At 57.1% G+C, this 18,052-nt stretch carries 10 protein-coding genes; 2 read left to right on the forward strand and 8 right to left on the reverse strand.

The features are described 5' to 3' along the window. Nucleotides 1-1,505 (forward strand): M81 family metallopeptidase (locus VGE80_RS05805; RefSeq protein WP_440591992.1); only part of this gene is annotated, 1,505 nt, incomplete at its 5' end. A 47-nt stretch (nucleotides 1,506-1,552) separates the two neighbouring features. Here VGE80_RS05805 and VGE80_RS05810 read toward each other — a convergent pair. From VGE80_RS05810 to VGE80_RS05845, 8 genes are all read right to left on the reverse strand, one after another. Continuing rightward, complete coding sequence (locus tag VGE80_RS05810) at nucleotides 1,553-3,139, reverse strand: TolC family protein (protein WP_440591993.1); 1,587 nt, start codon at nucleotides 3,137-3,139, stop codon at nucleotides 1,553-1,555. A 736-nt stretch (nucleotides 3,140-3,875) separates the two neighbouring features. Further along, nucleotides 3,876-4,307 carry a hypothetical protein gene (locus VGE80_RS05815; protein ID WP_440591994.1) on the reverse strand — a complete coding sequence of 144 codons (432 nt, stop codon included), beginning with the start codon at nucleotides 4,305-4,307 and terminating at the stop codon, nucleotides 3,876-3,878. A 108-nt stretch (nucleotides 4,308-4,415) separates the two neighbouring features. Beyond that, on the reverse strand, nucleotides 4,416-7,589 hold the full coding sequence (locus tag VGE80_RS05820) for an efflux RND transporter permease subunit (RefSeq protein WP_440591995.1): 3,174 nt from the start codon (nucleotides 7,587-7,589) through the stop codon (nucleotides 4,416-4,418). 333 nt (nucleotides 7,590-7,922) lie between these two features. Continuing rightward, nucleotides 7,923-9,122 carry an efflux RND transporter periplasmic adaptor subunit gene (locus VGE80_RS05825; protein ID WP_397571555.1) on the reverse strand — a complete coding sequence of 400 codons (1,200 nt, stop codon included), beginning with the start codon at nucleotides 9,120-9,122 and terminating at the stop codon, nucleotides 7,923-7,925. 303 nt (nucleotides 9,123-9,425) lie between these two features. Further along, a complete protein-coding gene (locus VGE80_RS05830; protein WP_440591996.1) occupies nucleotides 9,426-9,803 on the reverse strand; it encodes a hypothetical protein in 378 nt (125 codons plus the stop codon). Nucleotides 9,804-10,337: 534 nt separating this feature from the next. After that, nucleotides 10,338-11,189 carry a TIGR03067 domain-containing protein gene (locus VGE80_RS05835; RefSeq protein ID WP_440591997.1) on the reverse strand — a complete coding sequence of 284 codons (852 nt, stop codon included), beginning with the start codon at nucleotides 11,187-11,189 and terminating at the stop codon, nucleotides 10,338-10,340. A gap of 308 nt (nucleotides 11,190-11,497) precedes the next feature. Then, on the reverse strand, nucleotides 11,498-12,931 hold the full coding sequence (locus VGE80_RS05840) for a DUF1501 domain-containing protein (RefSeq protein ID WP_373650232.1): 1,434 nt from the start codon (nucleotides 12,929-12,931) through the stop codon (nucleotides 11,498-11,500). A gap of 9 nt (nucleotides 12,932-12,940) precedes the next feature. Continuing rightward, on the reverse strand, nucleotides 12,941-16,363 hold the full coding sequence (locus VGE80_RS05845) for a DUF1553 domain-containing protein (protein ID WP_373650233.1): 3,423 nt from the start codon (nucleotides 16,361-16,363) through the stop codon (nucleotides 12,941-12,943). A gap of 318 nt (nucleotides 16,364-16,681) precedes the next feature. Between VGE80_RS05845 and VGE80_RS05850 the strand changes: the two genes are divergently transcribed. Further along, on the forward strand, nucleotides 16,682-17,971 hold the full coding sequence (locus VGE80_RS05850) for a serine/threonine protein kinase (protein ID WP_373650234.1): 1,290 nt from the start codon (nucleotides 16,682-16,684) through the stop codon (nucleotides 17,969-17,971). Nucleotides 17,972-18,052 lie beyond the last annotated feature (81 nt).

The raw sequence follows: 18,052 nt of genomic DNA on the forward strand, positions 1-18,052 counted from the left end.
CTCCCATGCGAATTGCCGTCGGTGGAATTTCTCATGAAACCAGTTCGTTCGCAAAAGTTCCCACCCGCATCGCCGACTTTGCAGAGGGATTCGGGCTTTTTCGCGGTCCCGAAGTCATTCAGCGATTCACGGGTTCGAATATCTGCACGGGGGGATTTATCGAGGCGGCCGAAACTCATGGCTTTGAGATCGTGCCGCTGCTCTGGGGCTTCGCCTATCCCAGTGGACTGATCGTCCGCGAGGACTACGAGGCGCTCAAGCAGGAATTCCTCGATCGACTGCGTGCAGCCGAAATGGAAGGGGGCCCGGTAGACGGGGTGTTGCTCGATCTGCACGGAGCGATGGTTGTCGAGGGAATCGATGACGGTGATGGCGACTTCATTGAAGCGGTTCGTCGCGCCGTTGGTAACGAACGACCGATCGGCGTCACTTTCGATCTTCATTCGAACCATACCCCTCGTCGCGTTGCGGCAGCGACAGCGATCGTCGGCTTCGACACCTTTCCGCACGTGGATATGGCGGAACGGGGCCGCGAAATGGCAGACCTCGTGGTGAGAACGATTCGGAAAGAGATTAGTCCGACGATGAGTCTCCACCAATTACCGCTCTTCTGGAACACACCGACGCAGATCACAGCTCTTCCTCCCATGACGGACGTCATGGAGCGGGTGCACGAACTGGAACGTCGCAAAGGCGTTCTGGCCGTGACACTCGCGACCGGCTTTCCGTGGTCGGATGTTCCGGATGTCGGGGCAAGCGTGATTGCGGTGACCGATGGTGATCCGGCACTGGCGAAAGCCGTGGCGGATGAACTGGGGACATGGATCTGGGAGCACCGGGAACGCTGGTATCACCCGATGAAATCGGTGGGTGACGCCATCGCGGAAGGGGAACAGATTGGTCGTTACCCGATTGTCCTGGCCGACCATGCGGACAATACAGGGGGGGGATCTCCGGGTGATGCGACGGAAGTCCTGATCACGTTCCTGGAACGCAAACTGACCGACGCGTTGATTCTCTACATCGTCGATCCCGAGGTTGCACAACAGGCACATGTAGCTGGCGTGGGGGCTGTCATGACCGTGGATGTCGGAGGAAAATCCGATCCGCTGCAAGGCCCCCCGGTGAGAATGACAGCCACAGTGAAGGCCGTTTCGACGGGGGACTTTACGTATGATGGTCCGATGTATGCCGGGCTGACCGGCAACATGGGATGCTCGGCCTGGCTCCAGCAGGATGGTGTCTCTGTCGTGGTCGTTTCAGCGCATGAGCAGCCACTGGGGCCCGCCTTTGCCAAGTCTCTCGGAATTGATTGTCCGTCGATGAAGTACATCGCGGTCAAATCAGCCGCACATTTTCGGGCCAGTTTCGGAAAATTTGCGGGATCCATTTTCAACGTGGATACCAAGGCAATTCACACCCACGACTTCAGGCAACTCCCCTATCAGAAGCGGACACGGGCCGTGTTTCCGGTCGAGATTCCCCCCAGAGAAACCCATCGCTGAACGACACGCGACCTGCTCACCACGGTGGTTTCGCACGCGATCTCGACTTAATCCCCCGCTTTCGCATCGTCCGGCAGGGGTTCGGGGGGAACGATGGATTCGTCTTCAGGATCGAGTTCGATCAGCGACGGCGGCACGGCGACCGGGGCAAAGTCGAAGACCGGTGGCAGCCCACCCCCTCCTCCGCCCAAGGCCTGATAGGTACTGACCACGGCTGAGACTTGCTGCCGTTTTGTTTCGATCAGGACCATGCGGGCGTCCATCAGGTCACGCTGTGCGTACAGGACGTCCAGATACTCGGTCCGGGCATTCTGGAAGAGGCGTCCGGCGACATCGACGGACTCTTCGAGAGCTTCCAATTGCTGCTTCTTGATTTCAATGCTCTTGCCGTAGTTTTCGACTTTAGAGACGCGATTGATGACTTCCGTGAAGGCGTCCAGCGTCGTTCGCTGATAATTGACCAGCGCCTGGATTTGCCGTGCATTGGCGCTCATGTAATCCGCCTTGATCGCGGCCCGGTTGATCAATGGCGCGACCAGGCTGCCGGCGACGCCGCCGACGATCGACTCGGGTGTGAAGAACAGGTATTTCGGATTGAAGGCTTCGAATCCGACTGTGCCCGTGATGTTAAGTGTCGGATAGAATCGGGCTCGAGCGACTTTCACATCCAGCCCCGCCGCCGCGAGGTCGCGTTCCGCCTGCCGGATATCGGGCCGGTTTGAAAGTAACTGCACCGGTACCCCGACATTCAGCGGCGACATGTGCAGCTCGATGAATCGATCCGAATGCCGTTCCACCGGCATCGGGTATCGTCCCAGAGCGAAGTTGATCCGATTCTCGGCTTCGATGATTTCCTGCTGAATGATCAGCTTTTCGCTGTGGTTCTTGCGGAGTTCGGCGATAAATCGCTGAACGGGCAACTCGGTAACGCGAGCCGCTTCCTTCAGTGCCTTGGCGATATCGAGACTTTTCTCCTGCAGCTGAATAATGCTGTCGAGGTTTTCCAGCTTCTTGTCCAGGGCCATCAGGGTGTAGTAGTTTTCGGCCACATCGGCGACCAGTCGAGTGACGACGTAGTTTCGCCCTTCTGCCGTGCCGAGATAACGCAGGGCGGCGGCATCACGGGCATTACGCAATTGACGCCAGATATCGACCTGCCACGTGAGATCGGTCGCGATCAGGAAGTTGGGAAGTGGTCGAGGAAAGTGTTGACCGGGAAGATACTGCAACTGATCTTCGACGGCCCCTTGGGGTGTGTAAACGCTGGGCTTCATCACCCCCGCTCCCGCACCGATGTTAAAGAAGGGGAAATAGGCCCCTTTCCGTGCGAGAATCTCGTTGTTGGCAATCTGAATGTCTTCGGCCAGGATTTTCAGTTGCTGGTTCCCGACGAGTGCCTCTTCAATCAGACAGGTCAGAACGGGATCGTTGAAGAATTCGGGGATCGAGACTTGAGACGAGTTCTCGGCACTGATGCGTCCATTGAAGGTGTCTGGCAAGTCAGGACCCGGTTCCGCCTCGCGCAGGCAGGGGATGCGACACGAAGGGAGGACCACGAGAACGATGCAGAGCCAGGCGAGAACCGTGTTGGGTTGTCGCCTCTTTCTGTCGTGGCCGTTCAGAAAATGACTCATCCATCTCATCCTTGATGAATTGATGCTCTGTGAGATTCCATCGGGTTGCCGCGTCTCGGTCGATCTGTCTTGCCCGTTCTCGGCGCGATGGTCTCTTGAGTGGGAACCATGTGACTGAGCGCTACGTTGCCTTAAATCTGACCCTTTCGCGTCCGCTATCGGGAGAATGCGAGAAGGGGTGGTGCAGCCTGACGACTCTGTCAAAATGAACTTCAGCCTGCGGTCGCAAAATTTTCCGGAGTGGTCGTTTCCAACTGTGGCGGAAACTGCCAGTCCGATCCTCGAAGACGCTTTTCAGTATTACATTGAGAAACTTGATTAATTCATCGACGGGCGGAATTACCGGCAGAAGCCAAAGAGAGGAAAAAACGAGCTAAATTAATAAGTTGATGGCGACCACTTTCGCGGGGATTACAGGGGCTTAAGTACGGAGTAACTCCCGGCACGTTCGATCGTTGCTGATCGTCGCGTTGGCCTTCCGCTAATGGAAATCGGGGCGGCTAGGGTTGATTGTTACGGAGATGTAATAAGATGGTGGGGCGACTATGACGAGGCTCAGCGTAGGTTCATCGACTGGGGTGTCGCTAAAGCTCACCGCAGGCAGGTTTGCCGTTCTTTGGCTTCAACCTTAATGTAATTGCTGGCAGTACGACGCTCGCAGTAGGGCGCCTTTGGTTCAGATTCGATGCCCATCGAGGGGGGCTTGCCACTACCACCTCGACGATCGATCTCCAGTCTAAGGCTCGTCCCCAATAGATTCATTGCGGGTCGAACAGTCGATGGAGTTCCCAGGGCTCCCCTGCTTCCGAGTTCCGGAACTGGAAGAGGTGGGAACTTGATTAGTCGTGTTTCCGCGAACGTCTGCGAGAGTATCAGGTGGTGTGAGTCGGTTCGCGGCGGACTGCTGAGCCTTCCGTCCTCCCCCGGGCTTCCGGATTCGAGTACCTGATTCCGACGGCGTTTCTATGGCTTCCGACTGGATTTCGGCGATCCCCCGTTTGATCGTATTCGGGGAAATCCGCAGCACTTTACTCACCAGGGAAATTCCACCCCAGCCGCGCTGAAGAGCTTCATTGGCTGCCCACAGCCGCCGCTGTCGCTCATTCAATGAATGGCGAACTTCGCGATAACGCTCTTCCAGTTCACGAATTGCCTGTTCCTGGTTCATGCGAATTCACAAGTTCTGCTTCGGAAATCAAGGGGATGTTGGAAGCCTGCTTTCTCATCAGCATGATCCCCGGAAATGCGGAGACGATCGGGGACCGCGACTGCGGAGTCAGGAGGCGTGTGACTCCACGGACTCAGTCAGTGGGTGATCCACTTCGTCCTGAATGAACTTGCCGCTGTTGTCGGTGATCTGACCGAACAGGTAATACAATCCTGGGATGACCAGCACACCGATGATCGTGCCGACCAGCATCCCACCTACCGCCGTCGTGCCGATCGTGCGGTTGCCGATTGCGCCGGGACCTGTGGCGCGAACCAGTGGAATCAATCCCGCAATAAACGCGAAGGATGTCATCAGAATCGGGCGGAAACGCAGTTTCCCCCCTTCGATGGCCGCTTCTTTCAGGCTGACGCCTTCATGGTGTCGCTGGACGGCAAACTCAACGATCAGAATTGCGTTCTTACCCAGCAATCCGACGAGCATGACCAGACCGATCTGAGCGTAGACGTCGTTGGCGAGTCCCATGTACTGCAGCAACGCGAAGGACCCGAAGATTCCGACGGGGAGCGAGAGGATTACCGAGAGGGGCAGGATGAAGCTTTCATACTGACCCACCAGAACCAGGTACACGAAGATCACGACGATCAGGAAAATATAGATCGCCAGATTCCCCTTGCGAGCCTCGTCATAAGAGAGGCCTTCCCAGCCAATGGAATAGCCACGAGGCAAGGTTTGGGCAGCGACCTCCTGAATCGCCTGGATGGCTTCACCACTACTGTAACCTGGCGCGGGGGCTCCCTGAATGGCGGCTGACGGATAGAGGTTGTAACGGTTGATTTCATTAAGGCCCTGCTGCTTCTTAATGGTCATGAAGGCCGAGTACGGAACCATCTCACCCTGGTCGTTCTTGACGAACATATTCTCCAGATCTTCAGGGTATCGCCGGAATTCGGGCATCGATTGCACGAAGACTTTGTAGAACTGTCCAAACAGAATGAAGCCCTGTTCCCAGGTACTCCCCACGACAATCGAGAGATTATCCATGGCTTTGGCGATGGAGACACCTTTCTGCATCGCGACGTCGTTGTTGATCACCACTTCATACTGGGGATAGTTGCTGGCGAAGAAGGTGAAGATCCCTTTCACCTCTTTTCGTGCCTTGAGGGCTGTCATGAACTTCTCATTCACCTCTCCCAATTCCTGGTAGTTATTTGAGTTCGTCATGTCCAGCACGCGAACCGAGAAACCACCGGCCGCTCCGAACCCGGGGACGGCGGGTGGCTCGAAGAATTCCAGATTCACGTTAGAAATCTGCTTACATTCCCGTTCCAGTTCGCGAATGATCTCTTTGGAAGAGAGCTTCCGTTGTGACCAGCTTTTCAAATTGATCAGACAGGTCCCTGCATTGGATCCACGGCCTTCCGTCAGCACTTCATAACCTGCCAGTGAGGATACAGAGTTGACGCCGTCGATCTTCTTCGCGATCTCGAGTAGTTCGTGGGCTTTAGCGTTGGTGTATTCAATTGTCGAACCGGGGGGCGTCTGCAGGATGCCGTAGATCATCCCCTGGTCTTCCAGAGGGATGAAGCCGGCGGGAAGCTGGCGATTGACCAGATAAATGGCCACCGCAAATCCCCCGACCACCCCTAATGTGAGCAACCGGCGGGTCACGATCGGACGAAGGAAGGCGGCATAGCCTCCCGTTACTTTTTCGACACCGCGATCAAACAGATGCAGCAGGATTCCCAGCGGTCCGCGCCGCTTGGGAGCCCCGGTGTGAGGTTTAAGAATCATCGCACACAGCACGGGGGTGAGAGTCAGCGCGACCACGCCCGACAGGACAATTGAGGTCGCCATGGTGATGCCGAACTGCCGGTAAAAGGTTCCCACCGGGCCTGTCATAAACGTCACGGGAACGAAGACGGCGGTCATCACGAAGGTAATGGCAATGATGGCACCACTAATCTCGTTGACCACTTCTTTTGTCGCCAGATAAGGGGAGAGATGCTTTTCATGCATCTTGGCATGAACGGCTTCGACCACCACGATGGCGTCATCGACCACCACGCCGATCGCCAGCACCAGGGCAAACAGCGTGATGAGATTGATCGACAGGCCGAAGATCTGCAGAAAGAAGAACGTCCCAATCAATGAAACGGGAACTGCGATCGTGGGAATGAGTGTCGATCGCCAGTCCCCCAGGAACAGGAACACCACCAGCGAGACGAGGACGAAGGCTTCTAAAAGCGTGTGCAGCACCTGTTCGATCGACGCTTCTAGAAAGCTGGACACGTCGTAACTGACTTCGAACTTCATGCCGGGTGGAAACGATTTCTCCTGGATCTCTTCGAGTTGTTTTTTGACCTCTTCGATGACCGTCGTGGCATTCGTGCCGGGAAGCTGTTTGAGAACGATGGCTGCGGAAGGTCTTCCGTCGATATCCGAATAGATATTGTAGTAAGACGGCCCCAGCTCAACTTCGGCGATATCCTTCAGTCGCAGAACCTCACCGTCGGGATTCGCTCGCAGGATAATGTTTTCATACTGCTCCGTCTTGTTATAGCGGCCGACCCACGTCAGAACGTACTCGACGGTTTGCGATGTCTTGCCCGTTGCCTGCCCCAGTCGACCCGGTGAACCAATCATGCTCTGGTCGGCCAGAGACTTCATGACATCATCGGCCGATAGATTGTAGGCACGCATCCGATCAAGGTTCAGCCAGACTCGCATCGAGTACTGGCGGCTGCCGAGAATGGTCGCGCTGCCGATACCGCGGACACGTTTGATTTCCGGCAGGAGATTGACGAACGCATAGTTGTACAGGAAGTTCTGGTCATGCCCGGGATCGGTGCTGTAAATGTTGACATACATCAACATACTAGTCATGGCCTGCATGACGATGATCCCTTCACGCTCGACGAGCGGAGGGAGCCGGTTTTTGACGGTCTGAATGCGATTCTGCACATTCAGCACAGCGACGTTCGGGTCGGTGCCGGGTTCGAACACGATCTGAATCGTCGCTTCACCGGCACTCGTTGCGGCGGAAGCCATGTACCGCATGTCCGGCACACCATTGATAGCCTGTTCCAGAATCACCAGCACCGAATCGACCAGCACGGCCGCACTGGCCCCCGGATAGGCGACCGTGACGACCACGCTGGGGGGAGCCACCGACGGAAACTGCGAGATCGGAAGGGTCGAGATCGACAGTCCTCCCAGGAACAGAATGATGATCGAGATCACAATCGCAAGGGCAGGTCGGCGGAGGAACTGTGAGAACATGATTCAACGCGCTTCCGGTTGGATGGGCTGATGATTCTTGAGAGCAGTGAGCAGAAAAACGCAATCCACGTCGCAAGTTGTTCCATAGATACAGCGTATTAGTTACGAAGTCGCAAAGCTCGCCGATACGGGTCTGCCTGCTTTCGGTCCCGCTCACTCGCATGTCATGTGCGGAGGACCTGAGCCTGTCTGAAAACGAGCAGGTGGCAAGCGAGGCGGGGGCACAGGACGATCGACCGATCCCCACCCGGGCCGTCGATGATCGGCCCGGGAACGGCCCCTTGTCTTTCAACTGATACGCAGTGTCCGAATGGAGCAAGATCGCGATTCTGGTCACTCTGCGTGATACTTCAGATTGGCGACGACCTGGTCAGAGTGCAGCGCGTCGTATTCGACCTTGTCACCATCGCGGACCTGACGTACCCCTTCGAGCACGATTTTCTCGTCGACGTTCAGCCCTTTCTTCAGGACGAAGATATCTTCGAGTTCATTCTCGATGGCGATTTCACGCTGGTGAGCCACATCGTCCTGATCGACCACAAAGACATACCGCTTGTTCAGGATTTCGAAGGTGGCCCGCTGCGGTATGACGATCGCATCCGTCACAACGCGGTGGATCAAAATATTGCCCGTCTGGCCATGTCTTAGCAGGCGATCTGGATTCGGGAAGTCGGCTCGAAACGGAATATTTCCCGTCTGGTTATTGAAGTCGGCCTCAATGGCGCCGATTCGGCCTACTTGAGGAAACTTGCTGCCGTCAGCCAGAACCAGCTCGACCTGCAAATCGTCCTGGTTCTGTCGCAGCTCGGCCATGTATTCCAGGTAGCGGGCTTCGGGAACGTTGAAGTACACCCACATCACGCTGTTGTCCGACAACGTCGTCAGACATTCTCCCTCTTCGACAAGACTTCCCTGCTGGTGCTGTAACCGATCCACGATTCCGTCAAAGGGGGCCTTCACCGTCGCAAAGTTGAGTTCCGCCTGCGCTTGTTTCACCTTGGCTTCGGTCTTTTTGACTTTCGCAAGATTCAGGGCGACTTCATTTTGCGAAACGACCTTGTCTTCGAACAGTTTCTTGCTGAAGTTGTACTCCAGTTGTGCCAGATGTGCTTCCGCCAGTTCAGCTTCCAGTCGGGCCTGATACAGAACCGGCATTACCGTGAACATCAGGTCTCCCGCCTTCACGGTCTGACCTTCCTTCACAGGAATCGCCTCCAGATAGCCTCGTTCAAGTGCTCGGACCTGGATGTGACGCTGTGAGTGAATCTGGCAGACGTACTGCTGGGTGATCGTGACACTCGTCGATTGAGGGGTCGTGGCGACGATTCGGTGCGTTTCCTCGTGATGCTCTTCCTCGTGCTTCTGGAAGAGTGACTCAACGCGTTCGCTCAGCGCATGCAGGCTTGCCGTGTCGACGACAGACTTCAGTTCTACACCGGACGCCGACAGTCCCATCCCACCGGCAACCAGGATTCCAGCGGCGAGCAGCAGCGTGATAATAGGGCGGTTCCTGACGAAGTGAAGAATGTTCATAGTGGTTATCGTTCCTGTAATTTTGAAGGCGAAAGTAATTCAAGGGGGATTGCGAGAAATCGCAATGCGAATGTAATGCCATGACTTAGCACCTCAGCCCACATGAGTGACTGACTCGGTGCAGACCTGTCTCGGATGACTCTCATCGCGAGAGTACTCGCTGGCTCAGCAAAGCATGAGCGACACCGTCGAGAGTAGACCTTGGAGTACTGCACGGTACGTTGTACGACCCAGTCCGTGAGGGGACCTCGCACAAGAGGTGCTCCATCCGTTTGGAAATTTCAGGCTGGCGGGAGAGGGTGACTAGCCGTAGGTGAGTTCGGCGTGGTCTCGGAACCATGCCAGATCGGAAGGGTAAGTCAGCGCATCCGTTGCACGGAGTGACTCAATGGGCGAGAGAAGCAGGAGAGTCACTGAGCGATCGATGACGTGAGAGTTGCCCTCTTCAAGATCAATATCGTCAGTGGGTGTGACCGGCGCCGCTTCCCCTGGCAAGGGGATGGAATCCCGATGGGTGGTTGAGTCGGCGCGGCAACTGATGGATACAGGGGACAGTCCCAGAGGCGAGAACGAGGCACAGCTTCTTGGCGCCACGGCAGAAAGCATGACCTGCGCCATAGCGACGAAGACGAGTGCTAAGGCGATCGTGGTGCGCTCAATGGAGGTGGGTTGCAGTGTCATAGTTCGCTTCGTCCACGGACGATGGGATGCTCTGCGGAGACAACATTCACGTATAAGCCCGGTGTGGCTGTTTCGGAGACCAGCGGACTAACATCGGCTGGTCGCGAAAAGTATCACGTCGGCTGTTCCATGATTGAGTTCTCTCGCACAGCCTTGCGGTGGGGTCTCGTAACAGGTGCAACTATTCTACCGGCCCGGTGAAGCGCCGGTCCTCAGCCCGCGCTTGACGGGAGCCCGACTGATCGACGCTCTAAAGACAAAGTACTGCAAGGATCGGCGATCTGCCAGACGGCATTCGTGCGAGATCGTGATTCCTAAGGAAGATTAAGGAAATGGTGCCGTCTGACGGGGGTAAGGGGGAACTAACTGACTAGTTTCCCGGACCCCTGATGCTAGTGAGATGCGCGGGAGTTGTTTCTTTTGCGAGCATCCGAAATCAGCGCGTGCGAAGCTGGTCGGTCGAGACTCAAGGCTCGCTCCGGCCAGCGGCCCCACGTTCGCGGGGCCGGTACGTGGCTTTGCGCTGGATTTGTGTCAGAGAGCCTTGACGGCTTTGCCGACGCGACCCATGTAGTCGACAAAGATCAGGTCTTTTTCGGAGATGGATCGGATCGTGAAGGGAAGCGTCTGATTGATGCGGCTGACGTGAATCGAAGCGGTGCAGTGGAAGTTGAGTGTCCCGTTCTTAACGGACCAGTGCCCGCTGGAGATGGGGGTCTCGACGAAGACTCGTCGGAACACGCGAAGCTGTTGGACCTCGCGTGTCGATGACCATTTGCCATCGCTCGTCATTTTGATCACCAGAACGCCCGCTTCATCCTGGAACCGCCACGTGCCGGGGAGCATCTTGGAAACTTCGGCGTCGGTGAGTACCTGACCTGCCTTGAGTGTCGTCGATGGGGTCGTGGGAGACTCTTCGTGGATTTCTTTCGAGTTGGCGTCGGGGATTCGCCGTAGCGTCATCAACATCCGTTTCGAATCAATCTTGGCCGAAAAGTCACTCGGACGCGGTCCGTCTTCGGGGTCGGAAATGCAGACGACCAGATTGCCATCTTCGAATTTGACGATCCCAGATGCTTCCTTTCTGTCACGGCTGACAAGATCGAAACCTTTGGGATTTTGTGTTCCATCGACGGCGAAGACGCGTGCATGCTTCTTTCCGTCGTGACTGCTGGTGTAAGTAATGGCGTTGTCGATGATCTCGATCTTGCCACCGGAGGGAAGCCATTCCCGGATGGAATGATGAGGGATCACATGTCCATTCTCGATCAGCTCGATCACTTCCCAGCGACCCTGAAACGGCTCGACGGCCGGATCTTTTTCCGCTGCGAATGCGGTGGCCAGGACGATCGCCGAGAGAAGATAAAGCTTCCAGACACTTTTCATGCTTCCGACTCCATTCCGAAATAAAAGGGGATCCCTCCCGAGCCGCGCTGCCACTCACGGAATGAAGTAAGGTCATTCCAGAGAAAGCTGTCACGCATGCAGTCAGGAGCAACTATCTTAACATTCCGTGAACAGAGCGGAATCGTACGCGTAGCGGGAATCTCTGTGCAGCACGCCGATCCCCCCTTGCGATCCTTCGTTCAGGTCGGCCCTCCTCTGGAAACCGATCCTGAAACGCGTCAACGCACCACCCGGCTCGATTTGTAGGTCATCGAGCAGGAGCGGCGTTGTCGGATAATCGAAAGCCGTCACGCAAGGATGTCGTGAATGATCTCACCATGCACGTCGGTCAGCCGGAAATCCCGACCTGCGTATTTGTAGGTCAGCTTCAGATGGTCAAGACCCAGCAGGTGCAGCATCGTCGCGTGCAGGTCGTGCAGGTGGACTTTGTCTTCGACCGCATAGTATCCGTAGTCATCGGTTTTGCCGTAACGGATCCCCGGTTTGACTCCGGCACCCGCCAGCCACATCGTGTAACCCTGCGGGTTGTGGTCACGACCGTCGTCCCCCTGGGCGACCGGTGTCCGACCAAACTCGCCGCCCCACAGAATCAGGGTATCCTCCAGCAGGCCGCGCGCTTTCAGATCGATCAGCAGAGCCGCGATCGGCTGGTCAACCTCCATCGCGTTCTTGGAGTGATCTGCCTTGAGATTGCCGTGCTGGTCCCACTTGTAGCTATGGGTGCATTGCACAAACCGGACCCCTCGTTCGATGAACCGGCGGGCCATCAGGCACTGCCGGCCAAAGTTACGGGTCGCCGGTTGATCAAGACCGTAAAGCTTTTGCGTCGCTTCGGTCTCGTCACCGATGTCCTGAAGTTCCGGGGCCGCCGACTGCATGCGGAAAGCGAGTTCAAAGGACTCAATCCGGCTTTCCAGCACGTTGTCCGGCCCGGTCAGGGCGAGTTGATCGGAGTTCATTTCTCGCAAGAGATCGAGTTCCATTCGTTGCAGGTGGCGGGATTGCTTCTCCGCGTTTTCAATGAACGGAATCTTGGCCTGGTCAGAGGGGATGCTCGCGTTTCCCAGCGGAGTCCCTGAGTAGATTGCCGGCAGGAAGGCCGAACTGTAGGCGTTCACCCCTCCGTGCGTCAGCGTGGGACACATCGTGATGAAGCCCGGCAGGTCCTGGTTCTCGGTTCCCAGTCCATACGTGATCCACGATCCCATACTGGGGCGGACAAAGGTGTCGCTGCCGGTATGCAGTTCCAGCAGAGCACCCCCATGCCGGGAGTTGGAACCGTGCATTCCGTTAATAATGCACAGATCGTCGACCTGTTTGGCGACATGCGGAAAAATGTCGCTGACCCAGGCCCCGCTCTCGCCATACTGTTTAAACTGAAAGGGAGATTTCAGCAGGTTTCCCGTGGGTGCCGAAAAGACGCGTGGCTTGGAGAACGGCAGCGGCTTGCCGTGATCCCGTTCGAGCAGCGGTTTGTAGTCGAACGTATCGACCTGGGAAGGTCCTCCGTGCATGAACAGGAAAATGACCCGCTTTGCCTTGGGCTCGAACTGAGCCGGTTTGGCGGCCAGCGGACTGACTTTGGACCGGGCTGCGTCGGCACGGACTTCCTCCGAAGTCAGGCCGGCCAATGCCAGACTGCCAAAGCCCGCCGCGCTCATCTTGAGCAGATCACGACGATTGAACACAGGCGTAAACGAGTAGCAGGGTTTTTGAGGCATTGGTTCCGATTACTCCACGTAGACGAATTCGTTGGCCGACAGGACGGCGCGGCAGAGACTGACCCACGCCCGCGTTTCGGTCTCACTCTCGGAGACCCCTGCCTCCGCCAGCGAAGCCCGCAATCGCTGCAGGTAACTGGCGGCACGAGTGACTTCGGTTTCGGACGGATCGCGTCCATAAGCCCGCTGATACAACTCTTTCGTGCGCGCGGCATGATCAAGTTCACTATGCGCGAGCAGTTGCTGTGCGAGAGGTTGAACCTGATCGAGCACGAACGCACTGTTCATCATAAAGAGTGCCTGTGGTGCGACGGTCGTCTGATCCCGCTGGCCTGCCAACGTGCTGGGGTCTGCAAAGTCAAACGCTGTAAAAACTTCGTACAGAGCGGACCTGACGACGGGCAGGTAGATCGAACGACGATTGCTGTTGTAGAGCGCCGGATTCACGTTAGCGGTACTGGTGACGTAGTTGCGGTTAGGCGTCGTCAGCAGAGTACCACCCTGTCTTTCATCCAGTTGGCCGCTGAGGGCGAGCAGGGAATCCCGCAAGACCTCGACATCCATCCTCTGGCGATGAAAACGCCACAGCAGCTTATTATCAGGATCAGCCAGCGCCGCGGCCGCATCATAGTCGGTGTTCTGTCGATAGGTCGATGTGGCGGTTAACGCCCGGTGAAAGGCTTTCAGACTCCAGTTGCGTGGACTGTCCTGCCCTGACGGATATGCGCCGGAAAACTCGCTCGCCAGCCAATCCAGCAGTTCGGGGTGACTCGGCCGTTCACCGAGACGGCCGAAGTTGTCGGGGGATCGGACGAGTCCCTGTCCGAAGTGCCATTGCCAGATCCGGTTGGTCATCACGCGCGACGTGAGCGGATGCTGTGGACTGGTCAACCACTGCGCGAGTTCCAGCCGCCCACTCCCTTCCTGCAGTTCGTGCGTGGCAATTCCCAGTCGCGCCATGGAGTCGGTCAGAATTTTGGGAAGTTGGCGCGGCACCTGGCGGCCCAGAGTCAAATGGCTGCCGCGAAGATGGATTTTCAGATTTTCGGGAGTACTGTCGACAACGGCCATCACCTCGGGGAACTTGGGGATGGCAGCCTCACGGCCTGCCAGTTCGGCTCGCTCCATCTTCAGTTTCTCCTGCGTTTCCGCGGAGAATGCGGCTTCGATGTCGGGCGGAGTGCGGAAGGGGCCTTCCGGGTTTGTCAGCAACTGATGGGCGGCATTCAGGACCGGGTCCTCAAGTGACTTCGATTCTGTCGCAGTCTCCCTTTTCTGGAGGTCGATCCATGCCGCTCGAGTTGCCTCGAAGAGCTGGTCATAACGCTGTGCGAGGTCAGCCAGCGACGTTGGCTGGCTCTCGCCCAGCAGTCGGGCGATCCCATTTTCGGGGGCGGAGGGGTCGACGGTGAGCTGGCCCGTTGTGACAAACTGGTTCCATGCGGTCAGGATCGACTGGGGATCAGCCTTTGCGACTCTGATCGCCTCAGCCCATTGTTGCGTCAACGTCCCCAGGGGCTCGAATGTCTCACGTCCCCCTTCGCTGACGTCGGGTAAAAATGCGGGGGATTTGAGTTGTTCCGGTGCGACTGGGGTCAGCAGCAGCTTGTCGATGTGAGGGAAGAAATTGGGCTGTTCTAACCGGATCAGGTTCTTGCCGGCGTTCAGGGTGACATAGCATTCCACGAACCAGGTCTGACTGTCCGGGGTCCACGACCCGGTCACCTTCGATGCCGCATTCTTCTTGACGAGTCGCTGATTGACATACGTCTTTACGGTACGCTCAGTGACCGCGGCGTAACGCAACTCGAACTGGTAAGTCCCTGCGGTTTCGACGTTGATGTCGTATTCGACGAAATTCGGAGTCTCTCCCCGGTTGACCAGGACCCCAATCTCTTTGCCGTAGGTCTCTTTATCCTTGATCACATTACCGCGATCGAAATCTTCTGCTTCGCGGAAAATTGCACCGGGAATTTGTTGCGGGTGCGGTTCGACTCCCCGTGGCTTGGCGGTGCTCAGTAACTCTGCAAGCTGCGTTTCACGGGTGGCGGCGAGCAGATACGAGCCCGACTGTTTTCTCGCGGATTCAATGGCCGCTGCTGTCGAATCACGCACAAGTTTCTCGACCGTCTCCTTCTGGACTTTGGCGAGTTGTTCCAGCGAATCCCGCTGCTGCAGTTCGAGGGGTGACGCCATGGGACGTTCGTGCCAGCGGGCCACGACGGTGAAGGTGTCCATCGTCTGCGTGCTCTTAAAGACACCCGCCAGACCGTAATAGTCTTCGGTGGAGAGAGGATCGAATTTGTGGTCGTGACAGCGTGCACACCCCATTGTCAGCCCCATCACCGCCCGGGCGATGGTATCGACCTGTTCGTCGATGATGTCCATCTGCATTTTGACCGGGTCGTCTTCGGCGAGCATCTTCGGACCCAGGCACAGAAAGCCGGTCGCGATCAACCCGTCGAAGGCCTCGGGGGGGAGATGAGCTTCGGTCGAATTCGCATACGGTGAAGGAAGCAGGTCCCCGGCGATCTGTTCCGTCAGGAACCGATCGTATGGCTTGTCCTCTCGCATCGACTTCACCACGTAGTCCCGGTAGCGATAGGCGTTGGCGTAGGCCAGGTTCTCATCCATTCCGTTGGAGTCTGCATAGCGGGCAACGTCCAGCCAGCGTCGGCCCCAGCGTTCGCCATAGTGAGGAGAAGCGAGCAACCGGTCGACCAGTCTTTCCAGTGCATCCGGAGATTCGTCGCTGACAAAGTCGGCGACCTCGTGCGGTGTCGGCAGCAGGCCAATCAGATCGATCGTTAAACGGCGAACCAGTGTCCGCTTGCTCGCTTCAGGGGATGTCGGCAGCCCTTTGCTTTCGCGTTCTGCCAACAGGAAGTGATCGATGGGAGACCGGACCCAGGCATGATTCTGAACGGCGGGGGGCGAAACCCGTTGCACGGGCTGAAAAGCCCAGAATGCTTTTTGTTCGTCGGTGAATTCGGTGATGGTCGCTGCGGCAGGAGCGGGTGTGGCTGGCTTGGAATTCGGCCAGGGGAGGCCGCGACGGATCCAATCCGTCAGGATGAGAATATCGGAATCGGGCAACTTTGACTTGGGGGGCATCTGGACCACGTTGCGGTAGCCGATGACGTCGACGAGGAGGGATTCTTCTGGTTTCCCGCTGATCGCCGCAGGACCACTTTCACCCCCCTGAAGAATTTCTTCCCGAGAAGTCAGGCTGAGTCCCGCTTTGGGTTTGTCGCTACCGTGACATTCAATGCATTTCGCATGAAGCAGCGGGCGAACCCTGGTTTCAAAAAACGTCGCATCGGCCGCATCGTCGGCGACGGCCGAGTTGATCATTCCGATCCCGACAATCGCGGCCAGAAGACCCAAGCCCAGAAATCGCATGACCACTCCCACCAGAAAGTTCAGACGCATCGAAATCTGTTTGATTGTACGCCTCTTTGGCGTTGTTCGGAAGTTTGATTCGGTGAAGTCGCGTAAGAAGGTGTTTTCCCTTTCCCGATCGGGAAGGTGTGTGTGGGCACGATGAGTGAGGGAGGTATCGGTTTGAGGGAATTTGGTGGTTAGAGGGGGCTGCTCGACAGAGGTCTCGTTTCGCACGGTTGGGGTGGCGTTTCCAGGGAACCGGCGATTCTCAGGCCTGCTATTTCGGAATGATGGCGTTGATGGCAGACTGGAGATGGTCAAGCGAGATACTCGAACCACGTTTGATTTCAGGAGTTGAGGGGCACCATGCGAAACCGTTGTCTGGCAGCGCGTCAACTTCGGATGAGACTGACATTGCACGCCTGTCTGTGGTCGACCTTGATCATGTGCGGTGGGACCGGCTCCCGTCACTTCGCCTGGGGTGCCGAGGAACCGTCCAAGACAGCGGCGAGCCGCTTCTTTTTCACTTCTCAGGGGCGGACCGGACTTGCGACCTCGGATGGGACGGCGCTCACGTATCTTCGCTTCGACGCACCGGGACAGGCGACCTGGCAACCCGGAGAGACGTTTCGGGATGGGCGGCGTGTGGTCATCCTGAGTATGGAGCCGCGCCGGGATGGGCCGGGGCGACCGTTCGAAGAATACTACACTCAGACTCCGACGCACCTGTGGCAATATGATTTGATCACGGAATCCCTTGAGGAAATCTGTACCAAGGATCAACAGGCCCCCTTCCGCACGCCCGCGCTACTGCTCTCGGACGACCGATTATTGATTCAGGTGGTGAAGAATAAGGTCGGTCAGATCTACAGCGTCCGATTGGATGGGAGTGACCCGAAAGAATTTACCAAGGCCGGTGAGGGGCTGCCTTACGGGCTCAGCCTGAGCCCTGACGGGCAACGAGTGGCCTTTCATCTGGCCAGCCCCGAAGGATACCAGATCTGGACAAGCGACGTTGACGGAGGCAACCGCGTCCGCGTGGCGGCTCAGGCAGGACACCTTTATTTCGGGACACAGTGGTCACCGCAGGGGGACTGGGTCCTCTACGTCGATTGCCACTACCAAAGCGATCCCGGCCATGACTGGGCGGATGTCTGCATTGGTCGTCCGGATGGTTCGGAGCATCGCGTGCTGACCTCCGGGCAGTCGATGTGGTTCGCGGCGACGTATGGAAATGAGAAGGTCCGCGGCGGGGGATCGAATGTCCCTTCCTGGACACGTGACGGGCAGATCCTGTTTCCCCGTCGGACGGCCGATGCAAAGGTTCCCTGGCAGTATCGGATCGGAAAGCCTGATCTGGACCACTTCAACCGGGATTTTCTGCCAGACCAGGCTCAAGGAGGAACCCAGATCTGCAAGCTCAACCCGCACGACGGTTCGATCACGGAACTGACGCCTGGTAAAGAATCGGTCTGGGATTTTCGAGCCAGTGAATCGCCCGATGGGCAACAGATCGTGTTCTGCCGCGCGGCAACGGGGGACGTTCCTTCCATCTGGGTGATGGACCGCGACGGCGCCAATCCGCGGCAGATTACAAAGGGAATCGAGGACCTGGGCGCCGATCACCCTCGCTGGATTCCGTCACTTCGGCAGTGAAATTGACCCGGTCGTACACATCACCCAGGGGCAAGCCGACACCGATCGAGCGAAGCTCCGCGACCTGGTCGAGTCCAGAGA

It is taken from the genome of Schlesneria sp. (assembly GCF_036405755.1).
GTDB lineage: Bacteria > Planctomycetota > Planctomycetia > Planctomycetales > Planctomycetaceae > Schlesneria > Schlesneria sphaerica.

Coding starts and splice junctions, on each gene's coding strand:
- VGE80_RS05845 (WP_373650233.1), bottom strand. CDS start 16,363: ATGCGTCTGAACTTTCTGGTGGGAGTGGTCATGCGATTTCTGGGCTTG.
- VGE80_RS05840 (WP_373650232.1), bottom strand. CDS start 12,931: ATGCCTCAAAAACCCTGCTACTCGTTTACGCCTGTGTTCAATCGTCGT.
- VGE80_RS05850 (WP_373650234.1), top strand. CDS start 16,682: ATGCGAAACCGTTGTCTGGCAGCGCGTCAACTTCGGATGAGACTGACA.
- VGE80_RS05830 (WP_440591996.1), bottom strand. CDS start 9,803: ATGACACTGCAACCCACCTCCATTGAGCGCACCACGATCGCCTTAGCA.
- VGE80_RS05810 (WP_440591993.1), bottom strand. CDS start 3,139: ATGAGTCATTTTCTGAACGGCCACGACAGAAAGAGGCGACAACCCAAC.
- VGE80_RS05835 (WP_440591997.1), bottom strand. CDS start 11,189: ATGAAAAGTGTCTGGAAGCTTTATCTTCTCTCGGCGATCGTCCTGGCC.
- VGE80_RS05820 (WP_440591995.1), bottom strand. CDS start 7,589: ATGTTCTCACAGTTCCTCCGCCGACCTGCCCTTGCGATTGTGATCTCG.
- VGE80_RS05825 (WP_397571555.1), bottom strand. CDS start 9,122: ATGAACATTCTTCACTTCGTCAGGAACCGCCCTATTATCACGCTGCTG.
- VGE80_RS05815 (WP_440591994.1), bottom strand. CDS start 4,307: ATGAACCAGGAACAGGCAATTCGTGAACTGGAAGAGCGTTATCGCGAA.